This window comes from Salipiger sp. H15 (assembly GCF_040409955.1).
GTDB lineage: Bacteria > Pseudomonadota > Alphaproteobacteria > Rhodobacterales > Rhodobacteraceae > Salipiger.
Genome location: NZ_CP123384.1, coordinates 1,112,675 through 1,131,809, shown reverse-complemented (window position 1 = coordinate 1,131,809; position 19,135 = coordinate 1,112,675). Strand labels below are relative to the sequence as shown.

Below are 19,135 nucleotides of genomic sequence, written 5' to 3'. Positions count from 1 at the left end.
GCGGCGCGGGCCGTCCTGTCGGCCCGTACCGTTTCTCATTCGGAACTCAGGCGGCGCGCAGCGCGGGCAGGCGTTCGAGGAATTCCTCGCGCGAGCGGGCGTAGCACTGGCGCAGGAGCTCGGGATCGAGCGCAGCGCCGAGCCCGGCGCTGATCGCCAGTTCCCCCGCCTCGCAGAGGGTCGAGAGCCGCGCGAAGCCAAGGTTCAGCGTGCTGCCCTTCAGGAAATGCAGCTGCTCGGAGAGGGCGGCAAGCTCGGTCCCGGGCAGGGTCAGGCGTTCGAGCGTCGCCTCCGCCTCGGTCAGGAAGAGCGCGACCACCTCGTCGAAATCCTCGGCCCCGATCTCGAGCCGCAGTTCGGCGACCCGGTGCCAGTCGATCAGCGGGCCGGGCGGCTCGTGCGGATAGGCGGCGGACGCGCTGGGCGGGCTGGTCATCGGGATACCTCCTGCCGACAGGCTGGCAGGAAAAGCTGAACGAAACCTTTCGCGGGCAGGATTGGCGCGGGCAGCGGATGAAAGCGCCCGTTAATGCCGGCGGTCTAGTCTGCGCTGCGGTCGGCAATAGCTTGAAAGGACGCGCGGTGACCCCCTTCGCGGCGGAAACTCTCGAACCGATACCGGGTCCGGCCCCGATCCGGCGCGTCCTCGTCGTGGACGACAGCCCGCTGCAGCTGAAGATCCTCTCCTCGATGCTGCAGCGCTGGGGGCTCGAGGTGTTCCAGGCGCAGGGCGGCGCCGAGGCGCTGCGGCTCTGCGCCGAGATGCGGCCCGACGCGGTGCTCTCGGACTGGATGATGCCGGGCATGGACGGGCTGGAATTCTGCCGCCTGTTCCGCGCCCATTGCGGCGAGCGCTACGGCTATTTCATCCTGCTCACCAGCAAGAGCGACAAGGCAGAGATCGCGCGCGGGCTCGATGCGGGGGCGGATGACTTCCTCACCAAGCCGGTGAATGCGGGCGAGCTGCGGGCGCGGATCAACGCGGGCGCGCGGATCCTGCAGATGCAGCGGACGCTGGCGGCGACACTCGGACGGTTGCAGGCGGCCTATGACGCGGTGGACCGCGACCTGCGGCAGGCCCGGACGATACAGGAGGCGCTGGTGCCGCGCCGGACGCGGCGCATCGGCCGCTCGCAGGTGAGCCTGCTGCTCAAGCCCTGCGGCCATGTCGGCGGTGATCTGGTGGGCAGCTTCTCGCATTGCGAGCGCAGCGTCGGGATCTACAGCATCGACGTCTCGGGCCATGGCATCACCTCGGCGCTGATGACCGCGCGCATCGCCGGGCTGCTGGGCGGCGACTTTCCCGACCAGAACATCGCGCTCGAACGGATCGTGCACGGCACGCTCTTCCGCCCGCCGGAAGAGGTGGCGCGGCGGCTGAACGAACGGCTGGCAGCCGATCCCGGGGTCGGGGAATACCTGACCATGGCCTATGCGGTGGCCGATCTCGATTCCGGCCGGGTCGAGCTGGTGCAGGCGGGGCACCCGCCGCCGCTGCTGCTGCGCGCGGGTGGCGCGGCCGAGTTCATCGGGCAAGGCGGCTTGCCGGTGGGGCTGATCCCCGGCGCGCGCTACGAGCGGCTGCGCCTGCAGCTCTCGCCCGGCGACCGGCTGCTGCTCTATTCCGACGGGTTCACCGAGGCGCTGCTGCCCTCGGGCGCGCAGCTCGACACGGAGGGGCTGCGCGCGCTGGCGCAAGGGGTGGCCGGGCAGGGCACCGAGTATCTCGACGATCTCTTCTGGCGGCTCACCCAACGCACCCGCAACGGCGCGCGGCTCGATGACGATGTCTCGGCCGCGCTGCTGGAGTTCGGTGGCTGATACGCCTCAGCGCAGGGCGCGGCGCAGGAAGTCGCGGTCGCCGGGGTTGCCGAGGATCTCGGCCGCCAGCTCGGGGTCCATCCACACCGCCTGGTGCCCCGGCTCGCTCGGCGCACCGAGCGCCCGCACCGGGCGGGCGGCGTAGATGATGCAGAGCTTCTCGGCCCAGAGGTCGTATTCGGGCATGTAGGTGAAGCGGCGGAAGGCCCCGAGACGGCGCGGTTCGGCAATCTTCCAGCCGGTCTCCTCGAAGACCTCGCGGTGCAGCGCGGCAAGCGGCGACTCACCCGCGTCGATGCCGCCGCCGGGAAGCTGGTACTCGGGCCAGGGCTCTGCCTGATGCGTGACCAGCACCGCCCCGTTTCGCGGCAGGATCGCGTAGGCTCCGGGCCGGAGCGTGTAGCGGCGCCCGGATTCGGGCGGTTCGCCGTATCGTGCCGTCATAGGTCCCCCTTGGTTCCCGTGGTCTTGCTGCTTATATGGGGCCGATATGCCAAGATCCGGCAGATAAGGAAACCCCATGACCATCGGCAGCAAACTCGCCTGGGACGATACCGTCCTGCCATTCCAATTGGATCACGCCGACATCCGGGGCCGCGTGGCGCGGCTCGACGGGGTGCTGAACGGGGTCCTCAGTCAACACGATTACCCGGAGCCGGTCGAGGCGCTGATCGCGGAGATGACTCTGCTGACCGCGCTGATCGGCCAGACCATGAAGCTGCGCTGGAAGCTCTCGCTGCAGGTGCAGACCCGCGGCGCGCTGCGCATGATCGCGACCGACTACTTCGCCCCCACCAAGGAGGGCGAACCGGCCCGTCTGCGCGCCTATGCCAGCTTCGACCGCGACCAGGTCACCGACGCCCCGGCCTACGACCAGCTCGAGGACGGTTACTTCGCCGTGCTCATCGACCAAGGCAAGGGCACCACGCCCTACCAGGGGATCACCCCGCTCGCGGGCGGCAAGCTGGCGCGCTGCGCGGAAAGCTATTTCGCCCAGTCCGAGCAGATCCCGACCCGCTTCATGCTGAACTTCGGCAACGTGCCGCAGGCCGACGGCTCGTCGCACTGGCGCGCGGGCGGCGTGATGCTGCAGCACATGCCCAAGGCCTCGCCCTTCGCCAAGCCGCAGATCGACGGCGAGGGCGGCAGCGGCGAAGGCGGCGTGCTGCGTCCCGAGGACCTGCTGAAGGATGACAACGACGGCGAGAACTGGCGCCGCGTGAACTTCCACCTCGACACGGTGGACGAGCTCGAGCTGATCGGCCCGGACCTGCCGCCGACCGACCTTCTGGTGCGTCTCTACCACGAGGAAGGCCCGCGCGTATTCGACGCCCAGCCGGTGCGCTTCGGCTGCACCTGCTCGGAAGACCGCGTGCGCCAGTCGCTGTCGATCTACTCGGCCCGCGACATCGAGAAGATGACCACCGACGACGGCAAGGTCACCGCCGACTGCCAGTTCTGCGGCGCGCATTACGAGCTCGACCCGGAAACGGTCGGGTTCGAGGCCAAGAAGTGAGCCGCGTCCGGGATCAGATCGATCTGCTGAAACGGGCGCTGGAGGCAAGCTCCGGCGCCTCGTCCGATTTCGATCTGAACCCGGGCACGGTCCTGCCGGAGGGGCGCAAGCTGCGTCCCGCCGGCGTCCTCGCGGGCTTCATCGCCGGCGAGCAGGGGCTCGAGCTGGTGCTGACCAAGCGCAGCTCGCGGCTCAAGCACCACCCCGGCCAGATCGCCTTTCCCGGCGGTAAGGTCGATCCCGGCGACGAGGATGAAGTGGCCGCCGCCCTGCGCGAGGCGCGTGAGGAGGTGGGGTTGGCCGAAAGCCGGGTCGACGTGCTGGGCACGCTGCCCGCGCACGAGACGGTCACCGGCTTTGTCGTGACGCCCGTCATCGGCCTCGTGATGCGCGATTTCGACCCCGTGCCGGAGCCCGGCGAGGTCGCCGAGGTCTTCCGCGTGCCCTTCGCTCACATCGCCGAGCTTGGCAATTACAGCATCCAGAGCCGCGCCTGGCATGGCGGGACACGGCGTTACTGGACGGTGCCCTTCGGCCCCTATTACATCTGGGGCGCGACGGCACGGATGCTGCGCGGGCTGGCGGAGCGCATGCAATGACGACGGTGACCGGGGACTGGCTGACCTGCGCGGCGACGCAGGAGGTGCTGGCCATGCTCGAGGCGGGCGGGCACCAGGGCTACGTCGTGGGCGGCTGCGTGCGCAACGCGCTGATGGGCGTGCCGGTGAGCGACGTCGACATCGCCAGCGACGCGCGCCCCGAGCGGGTCGTCGAGCTGGCGCAGGCGGCGGGGCTGAAGCCCGTTCCCACCGGCATCGAGCACGGCACGGTCACGGTCGTCGCGCGCGGCATCGGCCACGAGATCACCACCTTCCGCGCCGATACCGAGACCGATGGCCGCCGCGCCGTGGTGCGCTTCTCGGACGACATCGCCGAGGATGCGGCGCGGCGCGACTTCACCATGAACGCGCTCTATGCCGATGCGCGGGGGCTGATCCGCGACCCGCTGAACGGGCTGCCGGACCTCAGGGCCCGCCGCGTGCGCTTCATCGGCGCGGCGACGGACCGCATCCGCGAGGATTACCTGCGCACGCTGCGCTACTTCCGCTTCTCCGCCTGGTACGGCGATCCGGACGAAGGTTTCGACCCCGAGGCGCTGGCGGGTATCGCCGAGACTTTGGACGGGCTGGACACGCTCTCGCGCGAGCGCGTCGGGCAGGAGATGCTGCGCCTGCTGGCCGCGCCCGACCCCGTGCCGGCGGTTTCGGTCATGGCACAGGTCGGGGTGCTGGCGCATGTGCTGCCCGGCGCCTCGGTGATCGCGCTGGGTCCGCTGGTGGCGGAGGAACAGAGACTGTCCGTTGCCCCGGATGCGCTGCGAAGGCTCGCCAGCCTCGGCGTGGAAGAACCCGACCTGCGCCTGTCGAAGCTCCAGCAGCGCCAGCTTGCCTTTTTGCAGAGCCTGATCGGCGCGCCGCAGGGCCCGGCGGAGCTGGCCTACCGCCATAGTGCCGAGGTCGCGCAGAGCGTGCTGCTGCTGCGCGCCGCGAGCTTCCAGCAGCCGGTTCCCGAGGAGGCGCTCTTCGACATGGCAAAGGGCACCGAGGTGGCGTTTCCGCTCTCGGCCAAGGATTTCATGCCCGCGCGCAAGGGCCCCGCGCTGGGCGAGGCGCTGCGCGAAGCAGAGAAACGCTGGATCGCGTCGGGTTTCACGCTTACCAAGGCGGAACTTCTGTCTGACGAGTAAGCGCACTACATGACTCTCGACCCGCTCTACGCCTTTGTCTTCTTCGGGCTCTTCTCGCCGGGTCCCAATGTCATCCTCCTGACCGCCTCGGGCGCGCGTTTCGGCGTGAAGCGCACCCTGCCGCATCTCTTCGGCGTGGTGACCGGCGTCGGCATCACCGCCGGGCTCACCGGGCTCGGCATCGCCGCGCTGCTGCAGCAGATGCCCCGGCTCGAGACCGCGCTGCGCATCGCGGCCAGCCTCTGGATGCTCTACATGGCCTGGGGTCTCTGGAATTCCGAGCGCCGCAAGAAGTCCGAGGCGGCGCGGCCGATGACGCTGGTCGAGGGCGCGCTCTTCCAGTGGGTGAACCCCAAGGTCTGGGCGGTGGCGCTGGCGGCTGCCTCGGCCTATCCCTCGGCGCTGGCGCCCTGGGACGAGGCGCTGCGGCTCGGCAGCGCGTTTTCGGGTCTCAACCTCTTCTGCTGCCTGTTCTGGACGGCGGCGGGGGCGCTGCTGACCTACCTTCTTGCAACCCCGGCGGCGTGGCGCTGGTTCACCCGCGCCATGGCCGTGGCACTGGCAAGTTTTTCCGTCATGGTGTTTCTGTAAGGTCCAGGCAGGATTTTCCTTCCTGAAATCAGGACCTGACCGATGTTTCGCCGTTTCGAGACCATGGTCGATCCCTATGTGGACTACCCGCAGACGGACCGACCGCCGACCAAGCTTCTGCCCTTCATGCTGGACTATGCGCGGCCGTTCCGCCGCGTCTTCGTCTGGACGGGGCTCCTGTCCGTGGTCGTGGCCAGCGTCGAGATCGGGCTGATCTGGGCGATGGGCTGGGTCGTCGACATCCTCGGCGGCGAGCCCGCGCAGGTCTGGGACCAGCACGGCTGGCAGCTGATCGGCCTCGCGCTCTTCATCCTGTTCCTGCGCCCGCTCTTCCAGGCGCTGGACGTGCTGCTGCTGAACAACGCGATCATGCCCAACTTCGGCACGCTGGTGCGCTGGCGGGCGCACAAGCAGGTGCTGCGCCAGTCGATCGGCTGGTTCGAGAACGACTTTGCCGGGCGCATCGCCAACCGCATCATGCAGACGCCGCCGGCGGCGGGCGAGGCGGTGTTCCAGGTCTTCGACGCGATCACCTTCTCGATCTCCTACCTCGTCGGGGCGCTGGTGCTGCTCGGCGATGCCGACCCCCGGCTGGTGATCCCGATGCTGCTCTGGCTCGGGCTCTACGGCGCGTTGATGCGCTGGACGATCCGCCGCGTCGGCGCCGCGTCCAAGGCCGCCTCGGACGCGCGCAGCTTCGTGACGGGCCGCGTGGTGGATGCCTATACCAACATCCACTCGGTGAAGATGTTCGCCCATGACCGGCAGGAACTCGACTACGCCAAGGAGGCGATCGAGGAGGCGCGACAGACCTTCCAGGCCGAAATGCGGCTCTATACCTTGATGGATCTCGGGCTGATGATCCTCAACGGGCTGCTGATCGTCGGCGTCGTCGGCTGGGCCTTCTCGCTCTGGATGCAGGGCGAGGCGAGCACCGGCGCGGTGGCGGCGGCGACGGCGCTGACGCTGCGGCTCAACGCGATGACCGGCTGGATCATGTGGGCGCTGACCACCTTCTTCCGCCAGCTCGGCGTCGTGTCCGAGGGGATGGAGACCATCGCCCAGCCGATCGAGCTGGTGGATGCGCCGGGCGCGCGGCCGCTCGCGGTGACGACGGGCGAGATCACCGTCTCGGATCTGTCGCATCACTACGGGCGCGGCTCGGGCGGGCTCGACCGCATCGGCCTGACCATCCGCCCGGGCGAGAAGATCGGCCTCGTCGGCCGTTCGGGCACCGGCAAATCGACCCTCGTGAAGCTGCTTCTGCGCTTCTACGACCCCGAGACCGGGAGGATCGAGATCGACGGGCAGGACATCACCCGCGTGACGCAGGACAGCCTGCGGCGGCAGATCGGCATGGTGCAGCAGGACAGCGCGCTGCTGCACCGCTCGGTGCGCGAGAACCTGCTCTACGGCAGGCCGGACGCCTCCGAGGCGCAGATGATCGAGGCCGCGCGGCAGGCGCAGGCGCACGAGTTCATCCTGACGCTCGAGGACGGGCAGGGCCGGCGCGGCTACGACGCCCATGTCGGCGAGCGCGGCGTGAAGCTTTCGGGCGGGCAACGGCAGCGCATCGCGCTGGCGCGGGTGATCCTCAAGGACGCGCCGATCCTGATCCTCGACGAGGCGACCTCGGCGCTCGATTCCGAGGTCGAGGCGGCGATCCAGGACACGCTCTACGGCATGATGGAGGGCAAGACGGTGATCGCCATCGCGCACCGGCTTTCGACCATCGCGGCCATGGATCGCATTCTCGTGATGGACGGTGGCCGGATCGTCGAGGAGGGTGCACATGACGCGCTTTTGGCCCAAGCTGGCCTATATGCAGGATTCTGGGCGCGCCAGTCCGGCGGCTTCCTCGACCCCGACGCGCCCGGGAGCAGCTGACAGAGACCGAGCGAGAGAGGGCAGGGCATGAGCCTTTCCGACATCATCGACCCGTTTTCCCGCGCCGACACGCCGCCACCGCAGACGCTGGGGCGCTTCGTGCTCTGGGCGCTGCGCGGCGCCTGGCCGGTGCTGATCCCGGCGGCGCTGCTGTCGGTGCTGGGCGGGGCCTTCGAGGTGATCTCGGCCAAGCTGCTCGGCGACGTGATCGACAAGACCCTGAGCAGCTCGCCGAGCGAGGTCTTCGCCGACCACTGGGTCTTCCTGCTGGTCGCGGCGCTGTTCTTCGTGGTGCTGCGGCCGGGGATCGCCGGGCTTTCGGCCTACCTGCAGTCGGTGGTCATGCAGCCCAACGTCTTCAACCTGATCCTCAGCCGCGTGCACCGCTACACGCTCGGCCACGCGGTCACCTTCTTCGACAATGATTTCGCCGGGCGGATCTCGCAGAAGGAGATGCAGACCGCGCGGGCGCTGAACGACGTGATCTCCGAGGTGATCCAGGCGGTGCTCTTCGCGCTTGCCTCGGTGCTGGGCTCGATCTGGCTGGTCAGCGCCATCGACTGGCGCATCGGGCTGGGGCTGGTGGCCTGGGTCGTCGCCTACGGCTTCCTGCTGCGCCACTTCATGCCGCGCATCCGCGTGCGCTCCAAGGCGCGGGCGGCGGCGCGGGCCATGGTCACCGGGCAGCTGGTCGACACGGTCACCAACATCAAGACGGTGAAGCTTTTCGCCCATGACGAGTTCGAGGACCGCGCCGCGCTCGACGCCATGTCGACCTACCGCGAGCGGTTCATCGCTTTCGGGCACATCGCCTCGGCCTTCCGCTTCTGGCTGATGGCGCTGGCGGGCACGCTGCCCGTGGTGCTGATCGGCGGCGCGCTGGCCTTCTGGAGCCAGGGCTTCGTCACCGCGGGCGACATCGCCGCGACGGGCACGGTGGCGATCCGGCTCAACCAGATGACCGGCTGGGTCAGCTTCACGCTGATGGGCATCTACGCCAACATCGGCGAGATCGAGGACGGCATCCGCACCATCACCCCGGACCACACCCTGCTCGACGCGCCGGGCGCCCCGGCGCTGCAGGTGCCGGACGGGCGCATCGAGTTCCGCGACGCGGGCTTTGCCTACGGCCGCCAGGAAGGCGGGGTCGAGCATATCTCGCTCGACATCGCGCCGGGCGAGAAGGTCGGCATCGTCGGCGCCTCGGGGGCGGGGAAATCGACCCTCGTGGCGCTGCTGCTCAGGCTCTACGACACGGAAAAGGGCGGCATCTTCATCGACGGGCAGAACATCTCGGACGTGACGCAGGAAAGCCTGCGGCGGCAGATCGGCATGGTCACGCAGGAGACCGCCATGTTCAACCGCTCGGCGCTCGACAACATCCGCTACGGCCGTCCGGGCGCGACGATGGAGGAGGTGATCGCCGCCGCCGAGAAGGCCGAGGCGCATGGCTTCATCCTCGGGCTGCGCGACCACACCGGCCGCACCGGCTACGACGCGCGGCTCGGCGAGCGCGGCGTCAAGCTCTCGGGCGGCCAGCGGCAGCGCATCGCGCTGGCGCGGGCGATCCTCAAGGACGCGCCGATCCTCGTCATGGACGAGGCGACCTCGGCGCTCGATTCAGAGGTCGAGGCGTCGATCCAGCGCGCGCTCGAGCGGGTGATGCAGGGCAAGACCGTGCTGGCCATCGCGCACCGGCTCTCGACCATCGCCAGCATGGACCGGATCGTGGTGCTGGACGAGGGGCGCATCGTCGAGCAGGGCAGCCACGAGGCGCTGCTGGCGCGGAACGGGCTCTACGCGCGCTACTGGAACCGCCAGAGCGGCGGCGTGATCGACCCGCGAGAAGCCGCGGAATAGGGTCTGCGGTGCGGCATTGCGCCCGGCTTAACAGGCTTGCGCGGAAGGTCCGATGGGGGCATGAGGCGGCGCATGGAACAGGTCACAATCGAACGGCTCGGGCATCAGGGGGACGGCATCGCCGCCGGTCCCGTCTTCGTGCCCGGCACTCTGCCCGGCGAGCTCGTCGAGGGCGAGATCACCGGCGGCACGATGGACGCGCCGCGCATCCTGCGGCCCTCGGAGATGCGGGTCAGCCCGCCCTGCCGGCACGCGAAGACCTGCGGCGGCTGTCAGTTGCAGCACGCCCGGCCCGACTTCGTCGCCGAGTGGAAGCAGTCCGTTGTGCGCCACGCGCTTGCCGCCCACGGGATCGAGGCCGAGTTCCGCGAGATCGCGACCTCGCCCGAGCAGACCCGCCGCCGCGCCGGGTTCTCGGCCAAGCGCACCAAGAAGGGCGCGCAGGTGGGCTTCCACCGCAAGCGCTCGGACGTGATCGTCGAGGTGCCGGACTGCCGCGTGGTCGACCCCAAGCTGGCCGCCGCGCTGCCGCTGGTCGAGGCGCTGGCCGTGCTGGGTGCAAGCCGAAAGGGCGAGCTGTCGGTGATGGTCACCACCAGCCTTGGCGGGCTCGACGTGGTGGTGAAGGGCGGCAAGGACGCCGATCCGCAGATGCAGCAGGGCCTGTCGGAACTGGCCCGCGCCTACGAATGCGCGCGCATCGCCTGGGGCGATGACGTGGTGCTGACCCGCCGCCCGCCGATGCAGAAGATGGGCCGGGCAGAGGTCTCGCCGCCGCCGGGTGCCTTCCTGCAGGCGACGCCGCAGGGCGAGGCGGCGCTGCTGGCCGACGTGCTCGAACATATCGACGGCGCGACCCACGTGGTGGACCTGTTTGCTGGCTGCGGCACCTTCGCGCTGCCGATCGCCGAGCGCGCGCGGGTGCACGCGGTCGAGGGCGACAAGGCGATGACCCAGGCGCTCGACCAGGGCTGGCGCCACGCGCAAGGGCTGCGCCATGTGACCACCGAGGCGCGCGACCTCTTCCGAAACCCGCTGCTGCCCTCCGAGCTGGCGCGCTTCGATGCCGCGGTGATCGACCCGCCGCGCGCCGGGGCCGAGTCGCAGGTGGCGCAGCTCTGCGAGGCGGGGATTCCGCGCATTGCCTTCGTTTCGTGCAACCCGGTCACCTTTGCGCGCGATGCGGCGGCATTGCTGCGCTCGGGATACGTGCTGGACGGGCTGCGCGTGGTGGACCAGTTCCGCTGGTCGACCCATATCGAGCTCGTTGCAGGATTCAAAAGGCAATAGTGCCGAGAATCCGACACCTTCCAGCCATCTCCTCCTATCGCGATGCCCCGCGGTCATGTATAACTGTGGCAAAATAAGAACGAGTGAGACAGGCAAGATGTTTATTGGCAGGCACGTCCTCGTGCTCGCAGCGGTGTTGCTGCTGGCCGCCTGTGGCGGCGGGCGCAACGAGCGCGTGGATTCGAAGTTCAGGTCCTACGGCGGCCCTGCGGTCACGCATGTCGTGGTGCACAAGCAGGCGCGCAAGATGTACCTGCTTCACCACGACCAGATCATGAGGGTCTACAACGTCGGTCTCGGGTTCAGCCCCGACGGCGACAAGAAGATCGAGGGCGACGGCAAGACGCCCGAGGGTCTTTACATGATCGACCGGCGCAACCCGAATTCGCGGTTCCACCTGAGTCTCGGCATCGACTACCCGAACGCCGCCGACGTCGCGGAGGCGCGCTTCCTCGGCAAGAGCCCGGGCGGGGACATCTTCATCCACGGCCGCCCGCCGGCCTACCAGAACGGCATCTGGGACTGGACCTGGGGCTGCATCGCGGTGAGCGACCGCGAGATGGAGGACATCTACTCGATGATCCGCACCGACCGGCCGACACCGATTCTCATCATGCCGTAAGCAGGCGCCGCGTGACCGACAGGCCGTCCCCAGGGGCGGCCTTTTGCATTCGGGCCGTTCAGGCGAATGAGGTGCCCGGGGAAAGCGCCGCGCAAGCAAAAGGGCCGCCCCGGGGGACGGCCCTTGCAAATCCGTGTCCGGCTCTGGAGCCGATCAGGCGCCCGGCGTCGGGGCGAGGCCGGAGGTGCCCATGACGAGCGTCCACCAGATCTTGCCGCCCGGCTCCTGGAACCAGGCAAAGCCCATCTGGCGCGCGTTCGGGTCGAGGATGACGTCGCGGGTCGGCGCCTCGTCCATCCAGGCGGCAAGGGTCTCGAGCTCGGATTCGTAGGTTTCCGAGATGTTTTCGCCGAGCAGGCGGCCCCGGTAGCCGACGCGCTGCGCCCGGTCGATCGGCGAGGAGCCGTCGGAGCCGAAGTGCCAGGGGCGGTTCTGCACCGACATGTCGCGCGAATGGGTCGCGGCCGCGGCGTTGAGCTGGGGGTCGAGCGACACGCTCGCCACACCGCGCGCCTGGCGCAGCGCGTTGACCGAATCGAGCATCGAGTATTCGATCTTGCCGCTGTCGGCTTCGCTGATCCGGTAGACGCGCGGAAGCGGCTTCCCGTCGGGCCCGACTTGCGGGGTGGTTACCGCCGGCGCGCAGGCCGCCGCCAGGAGCCCGGTGGAGAGCAGGAGAAACGTGCGTCTGTTCATGATTGGCTGACCTTCAAGTGCCGCTGGTTCACTATTGAGGGACACACATAGCTCGCGCCGCGGTCGTGATCAAACCCACATGCATGTGATCGGGCGTGTACACCTGTGTTTGATTTGCGACTGCGGCGGTCTCGCAATATGATTACGGAACTCTTAACGGCCTTCAGGCGTACGCCTCCAAGGCCCTGTACCTGTTTTTTCGTTTTTCGTGGCTCCAAAGGACACTTCCGCCATGGCAAAATCGCCCTACTCCCGTCGCGCCTTCCTCGCCGGATCGGCCGCGCTTGCCGGTGCCGCTGCGTCACCGGCCTTTGCGCAGAGCTACAACGGTGCGGCAACGGTCGAGATGGAGAGTGACATCTCCAAGGTCATCCGACACAACATCTCGAGTTTCCGCACGCTCGACTGGCAGCCCTACTTCAGCAACCTGAACAAGGGCGCCGTCCTCGTCGACATCTCGTCGCGCGCGCTGCACTTCTGGGAAGAGAACGGCACCTACCACCTCTACCCCTCCTCGGTTCCGCTGACCGACGACCTGACCCGCAAGGGCCGCACGCAAGTGGTCCTGAAGGACCCGCATCCCGACTGGCGCCCGACGCCGTCGATGAAGGTCCGCAACCCCGAGTGGCCGGACTACGTTCCGCCGGGCCCGGACAACCCCCTCGGCACCCGTGCGCTGCACCTGAGCTGGCAGTACTACCGCATCCACGGCACGCACGACACGCGCAAGATCGGCCGTCGCTCGTCGAACGGCTGCATCGGCCTCTACAACGAGCACGTCGAGGCGCTCTACGACATGGCACAGGTCGGCACGCAGGTGTTGCTGATTTAACGCTGGGTCAAGGGGTTGATAAAATCTTTAGATAACTGGGATTTGCAATATCGGCGGATTGCTGCTTACACAATCCGCACGAGGTAAGTCTTGAAGCTTGCCGCGACTGGTTCGTGAAGCCGCGGTGAGCGTTTATCTGGAGAATATCATGAAGAAACTCGCTCTTGCCGCCGCACTCGCAGCTTCCGCGACCACCGCAATGGCCGGCTCCTACGCCAAGGACGACATGGTGATGGAACCCGCCGTGGTGGTCGAAGAGACCCAGGCATCGTCGTCCTCGGCCGGCATCCTGATCCCGCTGCTCCTGATCGCCGTCGTTGCCGCAGCCGCATCGACCGACTGATCGGGCCACAGGCCTTCAAACGGAAAAGGCGGTGCTTTCGCACCGCCTTTTTTGTTGCCCGGAAGATGCTTCGCCGCGGCTCAGTCGAGCCAGCCCTGCAGGTTGTCCTCGATCACCCGGCTCAGCGCCTCGACATGCGCGGGCTCGTCATTGAGGCAGGGGATATAGGTGAACTCCTCGCCGCCCGCGTGCTCGAAGCTCTCGCGGATCTCCTCGTTGATCTCTTCCAGTGTCTCGATGCAGTCGGCCGAGAAGGCCGGGGCGATCACCGCGATGCGCTTCTTGCCCTCGTCCTTCGCCAGCCGCGCCACTTCCTCGACCGTGTAGGGCCGCAGCCATTCCTCGGGGCCGAAGACCGACTGGAAGGTGGTGCAGATCTGCGTCCTGTCCCAGCCGAGCCGCTCGCGCAGCAGCCGCGTCGTCTTCTGGCACTGGCAGTGGTAGGGATCGCCCTGCATCAGGTAGCGCTTCGGCATGCCGTGGTACGAGACCACCAGCATCTCGGGCTTCTCCGCCTTGGCGGCATAGGCGCGCTCGACCGACTGCGCGAGCGCCTCGATGTAGAGCGGGTTCTCGAAATAGGGATCGACGACGCGCGCTGTGGGCTGCCAGGGCTCGGCCATCAGCGCCTTGAAGAAGGCGTCGTTGGCGGTGGCCGAGGTGGCTCCGGCATATTGCGGGTAGAGCGGGAAGAACAGGATCTTGCGGCAGCCGGCCTCGGTCATCGCCTTGACCTTCGACGCGGTCGAGGGGTTGCCGTAGCGCATGCAGAAATCGACCACGACCTGATCGCCGTAGCGCGCCTTCAGCCGCGCCTCGATGGCGGCGGTCTGCGCCTTGGTGATGGTCATGAGGGGGCTCTCGTTCAGCGCCTCGTTCCAGATCGACTTGTAGTTCTTCCCCGAGGAGAAGGGCCGCTTGCTGAGGATGATCAGCTGCAGCAGCGGCTGCCATTTCCACTTCGGGTAGTCGATGACGCGCTGGTCCGAGAGGAACTCGGAGAGGTAGCGGCGCATCGGCCAGTAGCTGTAATGGTCCGGGGTGCCGAGGTTGGCGAGCAGGATGCCGACTTTTTCGCGTGGGAGCGCCGGGTGATCGGCGGGGGCCTGAGCGGGACGGATCGGGCCTGTGGTCATGTCGTTCATGCGTTCTGTTCCCTCAAAGTCTGGCGCTAGTTAACGCGAATTTAGAATGATTCAATCCTTCAGCGGCGTTTCCCTCGCGCCGAGGGCGTCGGCGAGACGATGCGCCGCACTTCCCGGGCGCAGCGGCTTCTGCTGGCTCTCGTCCGGGGCCCAGCCGGTCAGCGTGACCAGCTCGAACGTCGCCTTCAGCCGGCCATCCGGGCGGGCCCAGCTCTGCGCGTAGATCTCGGCGGCGCGCAGCAGCACGGCGCGGCGGGTGGGGCGGCGCAGCCGGGCGGAAAGCGCGTTGGCCTCGCCCATGGCGCGGAGGTCGCGCATCAGGTGCAGCGCGCTTTCGTAGCTGACGTCGAGCGGCAGCGAGTCGGCCACCGGCAGCGCCAGCCCGGCCCGCTGCAGAAGCGCGCCGAGGTCGCGGATCTCGCCCATCGGCAGCACCCGCGGCGACAGCCCGCCGGTCACGTCGATCTCGGCCTGACCCATGGCGGCGCGCAGCTCGGACAGGGTCTCGCCGCCGAAGGCGATGGTGATGCAGAGCCCGTCGGATTTCAGCGCGCGGCGGCACTGGATCAGCTGGCCCACCGGGTCGTTCGCCCAGTGCAGCGCCAGCGCGTGGATCACGAGGTCATGGCCGCCGGGTTCGAGGTCCAGAACTTCGTCGTCGGGGATGACCTTGGCGCCGGGGATCGCGCCCTGCCAGATCTCGGGGAAGGGGGTGACGATGGCCGGGGATTTGAACTCCCTGTTAACCATCATGAGCCGATCCTGCGCTTCGTCCCGCGCGGTTTCGTGCAGGAACAGCGCGCGTGCAAGATCGGGCGCACGGCGCGCGCGGGCGCGGTGCTGGGCGAGGGCGGAGCGGTCGATGAGCTGCGGGGCCTGGCTGGACATGGAGGCTAGATAGGATGCGCCGTGAGCGGTTGCAAACCTTGATGCGCGGGGCGCTGCGGCTGGTCTACCCGCCGCGCTGCCTGATCTGCGGCGGGCTGGTCGAAAGCGATCACGGGCTCTGCGGCCCGTGCTGGCGCGACACGCCCTTTCTCGGCGGGCTCGGCTGCGATCTCTGCGGCGCGCCGCTGCCGGGCAGCTCGGACGTGGCGGAGCTCTGCGACGAATGCCGCGCGCAGGGGCGGCCCTGGGAGAAGGGGCGCGCGGCGCTGCTCTACCGCGACAACGGACGGCAGCTGGTGCTGATGCTGAAACACGCCGACCGGACCGACATCGCCCGGCCCGCGGCGCGTTGGATGGCGCGTGGCTTGCGCGGCATCACGGAGGGCGCGCTGGTCGTGCCGGTGCCGCTGCACCTGCGCCGCCACCTGCGCCGCCGCTACAACCAGTCGGCGCTGCTCGGCGCGGCGCTGGCGGGCGAGCTGGGGCTCGACCATGTCCCCGATGCGCTGCGCCGCTGCCGCGCCACGCCCTCGCTCGACGGCAAGGGGCGGGACGAGCGCTTCGCGGTGCTCGACGGGGCGATCCTGCCGACGTCGCGGGGCGCGGCGGTACTTTCAGGCCGCGACGTGCTGCTTGTGGACGACGTGATGACCTCCGGGGCGACGCTTTCCGCAGCGTCACGGGCCTGCAAGGCCGCAGGCGCGGCACAGGTGGTGGTCGGGGTACTGGCGCGCGTTGCAAAGGATACCTAAATCCCTGAAAGATGGGCTGCCAGCCCGCTGGATAGGAAACCCTGCATGAAACCGATCGAGATCTACACCTCGCCCACCTGCGGCTACTGCCACGCCGCCAAGCGCCTGCTCACCCAGAAGGGTGCCGATTTCATCGAGATCGACGTCGGCCGCGAGCCCGAGCGCCGCGCCGAGATGGTGCAGCGCGCCAATGGCGGCCGCACCGTGCCGCAGATCTTCGTGGGTGAGTTCCACGTGGGCGGCTGTGACGATCTCTATGCCATGGAGCGCGACGGCAAGCTCGATCCGCTGCTGGCCGACTGACGGAGACCGAGGATGAAGGCCGCGCTGCTGCAGATCAGCTCGTCGGACGACCCGGCGGAGAATCTCGAGACCGTCCGCGCCATGATGCGCGAGGCGGCCGGGCAGGGCGCGGGGTTCATCCTGACGCCGGAAGTGACCAACTGCGTCTCGTCGAGCCGCGCCCACCAGCGCTCCGTGCTGCAGTCCGAGGATGAGGATCAGACCCTCGCCGGGCTGCGCGCCGAGGCGAAGGCGCTGGGCGTCTGGCTGCTGGTCGGCTCGCTCGGCGTGAAGTCCGATCCGCCCGAGACGCGCTTTGCGAACCGCAGCTTCCTGATCACCCCCGAGGGCGCGATCGCCGCGCGCTACGACAAGATCCACATGTTCGACGTGCAGGTGACCGAGACCGAGACCTACCGCGAATCCGAGGGCTTCGCCCCCGGTGACGCGGCGGTGGTGGCCGAGACTCCCTTCGGCACGCTTGGCCTCACCATCTGCTACGACGTGCGCTTCGCCTACCTGCACCGGGCGCTCGCCCATGCCGGGGCGCAGATCCTGACGGTGCCCGCGGCCTTCTCGCCTGCCACCGGCCCGGCGCACTGGGAGCCGCTGCTGCGCGCCCGTGCCATCGAGACCGGATCCTGGGTGCTGGCCCCGGCGCAATGCGGGGCGCACAAGATCTCCGAGGGCAAGCCGCGCCGGACCCATGGCCATTCGCTGGTCGTCTCGCCCTGGGGCGAGGTGGTCGCCGACGGCGGCACCGAGCCCGGCATCGTCTATGCCGAGATCGACCTCGCGCAGGTCGAGAAGGCCCGCGCGCAGATCCCCGTGCTGACCCACGACCGCCAGTTCGCGGGGCCCGCATGAGCTCTCCTGCCGACGCCCTCGCCATCTCGCTCTTCAGCGAGCTGCTGACCGCCGACCAGCTCCTGCGCAACCGGCTGACCCGGGTGCTGCCCGACCGCATGGAGATCTCGCATTTCTCGGTGCTCAACCACCTTGCCCGCGTGCAGGGAGAGCGCAGCCCGGCGCAGCTGGCGCGCAGCTTCCACGTCACGCGCGGGGCGATGACGAACACGCTGACAAAGCTCGAGATCGCCGGCTACGTGCACATCCGCCCCGACTGGGACGACGCGCGGCGCAAGATGGTCTCGATCAGCCCGGCGGGCAAGCGTGCGCGCGAGGCGGCGCTGGCCGCGATGGCGCCGGTGATCTCGGAAATGGTCCGGGACCTCGGAGCCGACAAGGTGCGGGCCGCCCTGCCGGTGCTGCGCGACTTGCGGCTAAAGCTCGAGGGCGACTGACGCCGCGTCAGCGGTTTCTGTGGAATTCTGCCGAAGTTCTATGCAATCTGAGGGTGATCCGGCTGCGCCAGTTCACCTTTTGACGATGTAGTGCCAGATTTTCCGCCTCCGGGTCCGCCAGTTCGCGACACTGGCGCCATGACACATGGAGGGTGAAATGAGCACAGCAAGCGGACGACTTTCCCTGACCACCAAGGTGATGATCGGCATGGGGGCGGGCTTCGTCCTCGGCGTCCTCCTCAACACGCTGCAGATCGGCTGGATCAATGCCAACATCGTCGGCGGCTTCTTCGGCATGGTCGGGCGCATGTTCGTCAACGCCCTGCAGATGCTGGTCGTGCCGCTGGTGTTCTTCTCGCTGATCTGCGGCGTCGCCGGGATCGGCGACATCCGCATCCTGGGCCGGGTCGGCGGCCGCTCCTTCGGGCTCTACCTGCTGACCACGGCCACGGCCATCGCGGTCGCCATCATCATCGCCATCGTCGTCGCGCCGGGCAACGGCTTCACCATGGAGGGGGTCGACACCTCGGGCGTCGCGGCGTCGCAGGCCCCGACCATCTGGGAGACCTTCGCCGCCATCGTGCCGCGCAACCCGGTCGCCTCCTTCGCTGCCGGCGAGATGCTGCAGATCATCTTCTACACGATCATCCTCGGCATCGCGGTGCTGATGCTTGGCGAGCGTTCGACCAAGTTCGTCGATGCCTGCGAGTACATGAACGAGCTGATGATGAAGGTGGTCGAGATCGTCATGGCCTTTGCGCCCTACGGCGTCTTCTGCCTGATCGCCAAGACCTTCACCGAGCAGGGCATCGGGCTCTTCCTGCCGGTGATGACCTACGTTCTGGTGCTGGTGGGGGCGCTGCTGCTGCACCTCTTCGTGACGCTGATGCTGTTCCTCAAGGCCTTCTCGGGGCTCGATCCCTTCATCTTCATGCGCAAGATCCGCCCGGCGCAGATCTTCGCCTTCTCCACCGCCTCGTCGAACGCCACGATTCCCGTCACCCTGCGCTGCGTGACCGAGCGCATGGGGGCGACTAACTCGGTGGCCTCCTTCACCATCCCCTTCGGCGCGACGATCAACATGGACGGCACGGCGATCATGCAGGGCGTGGCGACGGTGTTCCTCGCCAATGTCTACGGCATCGACCTTGGCGTCACGGGCTATCTCACGGTGATCGGCATGGCGGTGCTGGCCTCGATCGGCACCGCGGGCGTGCCGGGCGTGGGCATGGTGATGCTGACCATGGTGCTCGGGCAGGTGGGCCTGCCGATCGAGGGCATCGCGCTGATCCTCGGGGTGGACCGGCTGATGGACATGATCCGCACCGCGGTGAACATCACCGGCGACGCGGTGGTGACCGCCATCGTCGCAAGGACCGAGGGGCAGCTCGACATGGCCGTCTACCGCGACCCCGACGCCGGCCAGACCGAGGCCGACCTGCACATCGACCCCGAGGCCGAGGCCGAGCTCGCGACCCATGCGCAGCGCCCGGCGGAGTGATCGAGCGGGTCAAAAAGCAAGACGCCTGCCCGGGGTCCGGACAGGCGCCTTTTCCCTG

Annotated in this window: 21 protein-coding genes; 16 read left to right on the top strand and 5 right to left on the bottom strand. The window is 68.4% G+C overall.

Translation table 11 applies throughout. The features are described 5' to 3' along the window. Window positions 1-46: 46 nt before the first annotated feature. Complete coding sequence (locus PVT71_RS05450) at window positions 47-436, bottom strand: Hpt domain-containing protein (protein WP_353473490.1); 390 nt, start codon at window positions 434-436, stop codon at window positions 47-49. A gap of 146 nt (window positions 437-582) precedes the next feature. On the opposite strand from PVT71_RS05450, the gene PVT71_RS05445 reads away from it, so the two are divergent. Then, a complete protein-coding gene (locus PVT71_RS05445; RefSeq protein WP_353473489.1) occupies window positions 583-1,821 on the top strand; it encodes a fused response regulator/phosphatase in 1,239 nt (412 codons plus the stop codon). A gap of 6 nt (window positions 1,822-1,827) precedes the next feature. Here the strand turns inward: PVT71_RS05445 and PVT71_RS05440 are convergent, their stop codons facing one another. Further along, the gene (locus PVT71_RS05440; RefSeq protein WP_353473488.1) at window positions 1,828-2,265 is read right to left on the bottom strand and encodes an NUDIX hydrolase; all 438 of its coding nucleotides are present in this window, start codon (window positions 2,263-2,265) and stop codon (window positions 1,828-1,830) included. A 76-nt stretch (window positions 2,266-2,341) separates the two neighbouring features. Between PVT71_RS05440 and PVT71_RS05435 the strand changes: the two genes are divergently transcribed. The 8 genes from PVT71_RS05435 (at window position 2,342) to PVT71_RS05400 (ending at window position 11,334) form a co-directional block, all read left to right on the top strand. Further along, window positions 2,342-3,337: an Hsp33 family molecular chaperone HslO gene (locus PVT71_RS05435; protein WP_353473487.1), complete on the top strand. Its 996-nt coding sequence runs from the start codon at window positions 2,342-2,344 to the stop codon at window positions 3,335-3,337. Further along, window positions 3,334-3,936 (top strand): CoA pyrophosphatase, encoded by a 603-nt coding sequence (locus PVT71_RS05430; protein ID WP_353473486.1) that lies wholly within the window; start codon window positions 3,334-3,336, stop codon window positions 3,934-3,936. The genes PVT71_RS05435 and PVT71_RS05430 overlap by 4 nt, the downstream gene beginning before the upstream one ends. Further along, window positions 3,933-5,084, top strand: a complete 1,152-nt coding sequence (locus PVT71_RS05425; RefSeq protein WP_353473485.1) for a CCA tRNA nucleotidyltransferase — start codon at window positions 3,933-3,935, stop codon at window positions 5,082-5,084. The genes PVT71_RS05430 and PVT71_RS05425 overlap by 4 nt, the downstream gene beginning before the upstream one ends. A 9-nt stretch (window positions 5,085-5,093) precedes the next feature. Then, window positions 5,094-5,675: a LysE family translocator gene (locus tag PVT71_RS05420; protein WP_353473484.1), complete on the top strand. Its 582-nt coding sequence runs from the start codon at window positions 5,094-5,096 to the stop codon at window positions 5,673-5,675. A 42-nt stretch (window positions 5,676-5,717) separates the two neighbouring features. Then, on the top strand, window positions 5,718-7,562 hold the full coding sequence (locus PVT71_RS05415; RefSeq protein WP_353473483.1) for an ABC transporter ATP-binding protein: 1,845 nt from the start codon (window positions 5,718-5,720) through the stop codon (window positions 7,560-7,562). A gap of 27 nt (window positions 7,563-7,589) precedes the next feature. Beyond that, complete coding sequence (locus PVT71_RS05410; RefSeq protein ID WP_353473482.1) at window positions 7,590-9,422, top strand: ABC transporter ATP-binding protein; 1,833 nt, start codon at window positions 7,590-7,592, stop codon at window positions 9,420-9,422. A 72-nt stretch (window positions 9,423-9,494) separates the two neighbouring features. Further along, entirely contained in the window at window positions 9,495-10,712 is a 1,218-nt protein-coding gene (locus tag PVT71_RS05405; protein ID WP_353473481.1) for a class I SAM-dependent RNA methyltransferase, read from the top strand. A gap of 97 nt (window positions 10,713-10,809) precedes the next feature. Continuing rightward, complete coding sequence (locus PVT71_RS05400) at window positions 10,810-11,334, top strand: L,D-transpeptidase family protein (protein ID WP_353473480.1); 525 nt, start codon at window positions 10,810-10,812, stop codon at window positions 11,332-11,334. Window positions 11,335-11,487: 153 nt separating this feature from the next. Here the strand turns inward: PVT71_RS05400 and PVT71_RS05395 are convergent, their stop codons facing one another. After that, entirely contained in the window at window positions 11,488-12,030 is a 543-nt protein-coding gene (locus PVT71_RS05395) for a CAP domain-containing protein (protein WP_353473479.1), read from the bottom strand. A gap of 232 nt (window positions 12,031-12,262) precedes the next feature. Between PVT71_RS05395 and PVT71_RS05390 the strand changes: the two genes are divergently transcribed. Both PVT71_RS05390 and PVT71_RS05385 read left to right on the top strand, forming a co-directional pair. Continuing rightward, window positions 12,263-12,862 carry a L,D-transpeptidase gene (locus tag PVT71_RS05390; RefSeq protein ID WP_353473478.1) on the top strand — a complete coding sequence of 200 codons (600 nt, stop codon included), beginning with the start codon at window positions 12,263-12,265 and terminating at the stop codon, window positions 12,860-12,862. A 148-nt stretch (window positions 12,863-13,010) separates the two neighbouring features. Then, entirely contained in the window at window positions 13,011-13,205 is a 195-nt protein-coding gene (locus PVT71_RS05385; RefSeq protein WP_353473477.1) for a ferrochelatase, read from the top strand. 80 nt (window positions 13,206-13,285) lie between these two features. Here the strand turns inward: PVT71_RS05385 and hemH are convergent, their stop codons facing one another. Together hemH and PVT71_RS05375 are read right to left on the bottom strand one after the other, a co-directional pair. After that, window positions 13,286-14,350 carry a ferrochelatase gene (hemH, locus tag PVT71_RS05380; protein WP_353473476.1) on the bottom strand — a complete coding sequence of 355 codons (1,065 nt, stop codon included), beginning with the start codon at window positions 14,348-14,350 and terminating at the stop codon, window positions 13,286-13,288. Window positions 14,351-14,401: 51 nt separating this feature from the next. After that, a complete protein-coding gene (locus PVT71_RS05375; RefSeq protein WP_353473475.1) occupies window positions 14,402-15,238 on the bottom strand; it encodes an SAM-dependent methyltransferase in 837 nt (278 codons plus the stop codon). Between the two features lie 41 nt (window positions 15,239-15,279). Between PVT71_RS05375 and PVT71_RS05370 the strand changes: the two genes are divergently transcribed. The 5 genes from PVT71_RS05370 (at window position 15,280) to PVT71_RS05350 (ending at window position 19,077) form a co-directional block, all read left to right on the top strand. Then, the gene (locus tag PVT71_RS05370; protein ID WP_353473474.1) at window positions 15,280-15,990 is read left to right on the top strand and encodes a ComF family protein; all 711 of its coding nucleotides are present in this window, start codon (window positions 15,280-15,282) and stop codon (window positions 15,988-15,990) included. A gap of 45 nt (window positions 15,991-16,035) precedes the next feature. Continuing rightward, window positions 16,036-16,293 (top strand): glutaredoxin 3, encoded by a 258-nt coding sequence (gene grxC / locus PVT71_RS05365; RefSeq protein WP_353473473.1) that lies wholly within the window; start codon window positions 16,036-16,038, stop codon window positions 16,291-16,293. Between the two features lie 12 nt (window positions 16,294-16,305). Then, a complete protein-coding gene (locus PVT71_RS05360) occupies window positions 16,306-17,139 on the top strand; it encodes a carbon-nitrogen hydrolase family protein (protein WP_353473472.1) in 834 nt (277 codons plus the stop codon). Then, window positions 17,136-17,576, top strand: a complete 441-nt coding sequence (locus PVT71_RS05355; RefSeq protein ID WP_353473471.1) for a MarR family transcriptional regulator — start codon at window positions 17,136-17,138, stop codon at window positions 17,574-17,576. Before PVT71_RS05360 ends, PVT71_RS05355 begins: the two co-directional genes overlap by 4 nt. 157 nt (window positions 17,577-17,733) lie before the next feature. Further along, window positions 17,734-19,077 (top strand): dicarboxylate/amino acid:cation symporter, encoded by a 1,344-nt coding sequence (locus tag PVT71_RS05350; protein WP_353473470.1) that lies wholly within the window; start codon window positions 17,734-17,736, stop codon window positions 19,075-19,077. Window positions 19,078-19,135 lie beyond the last annotated feature (58 nt).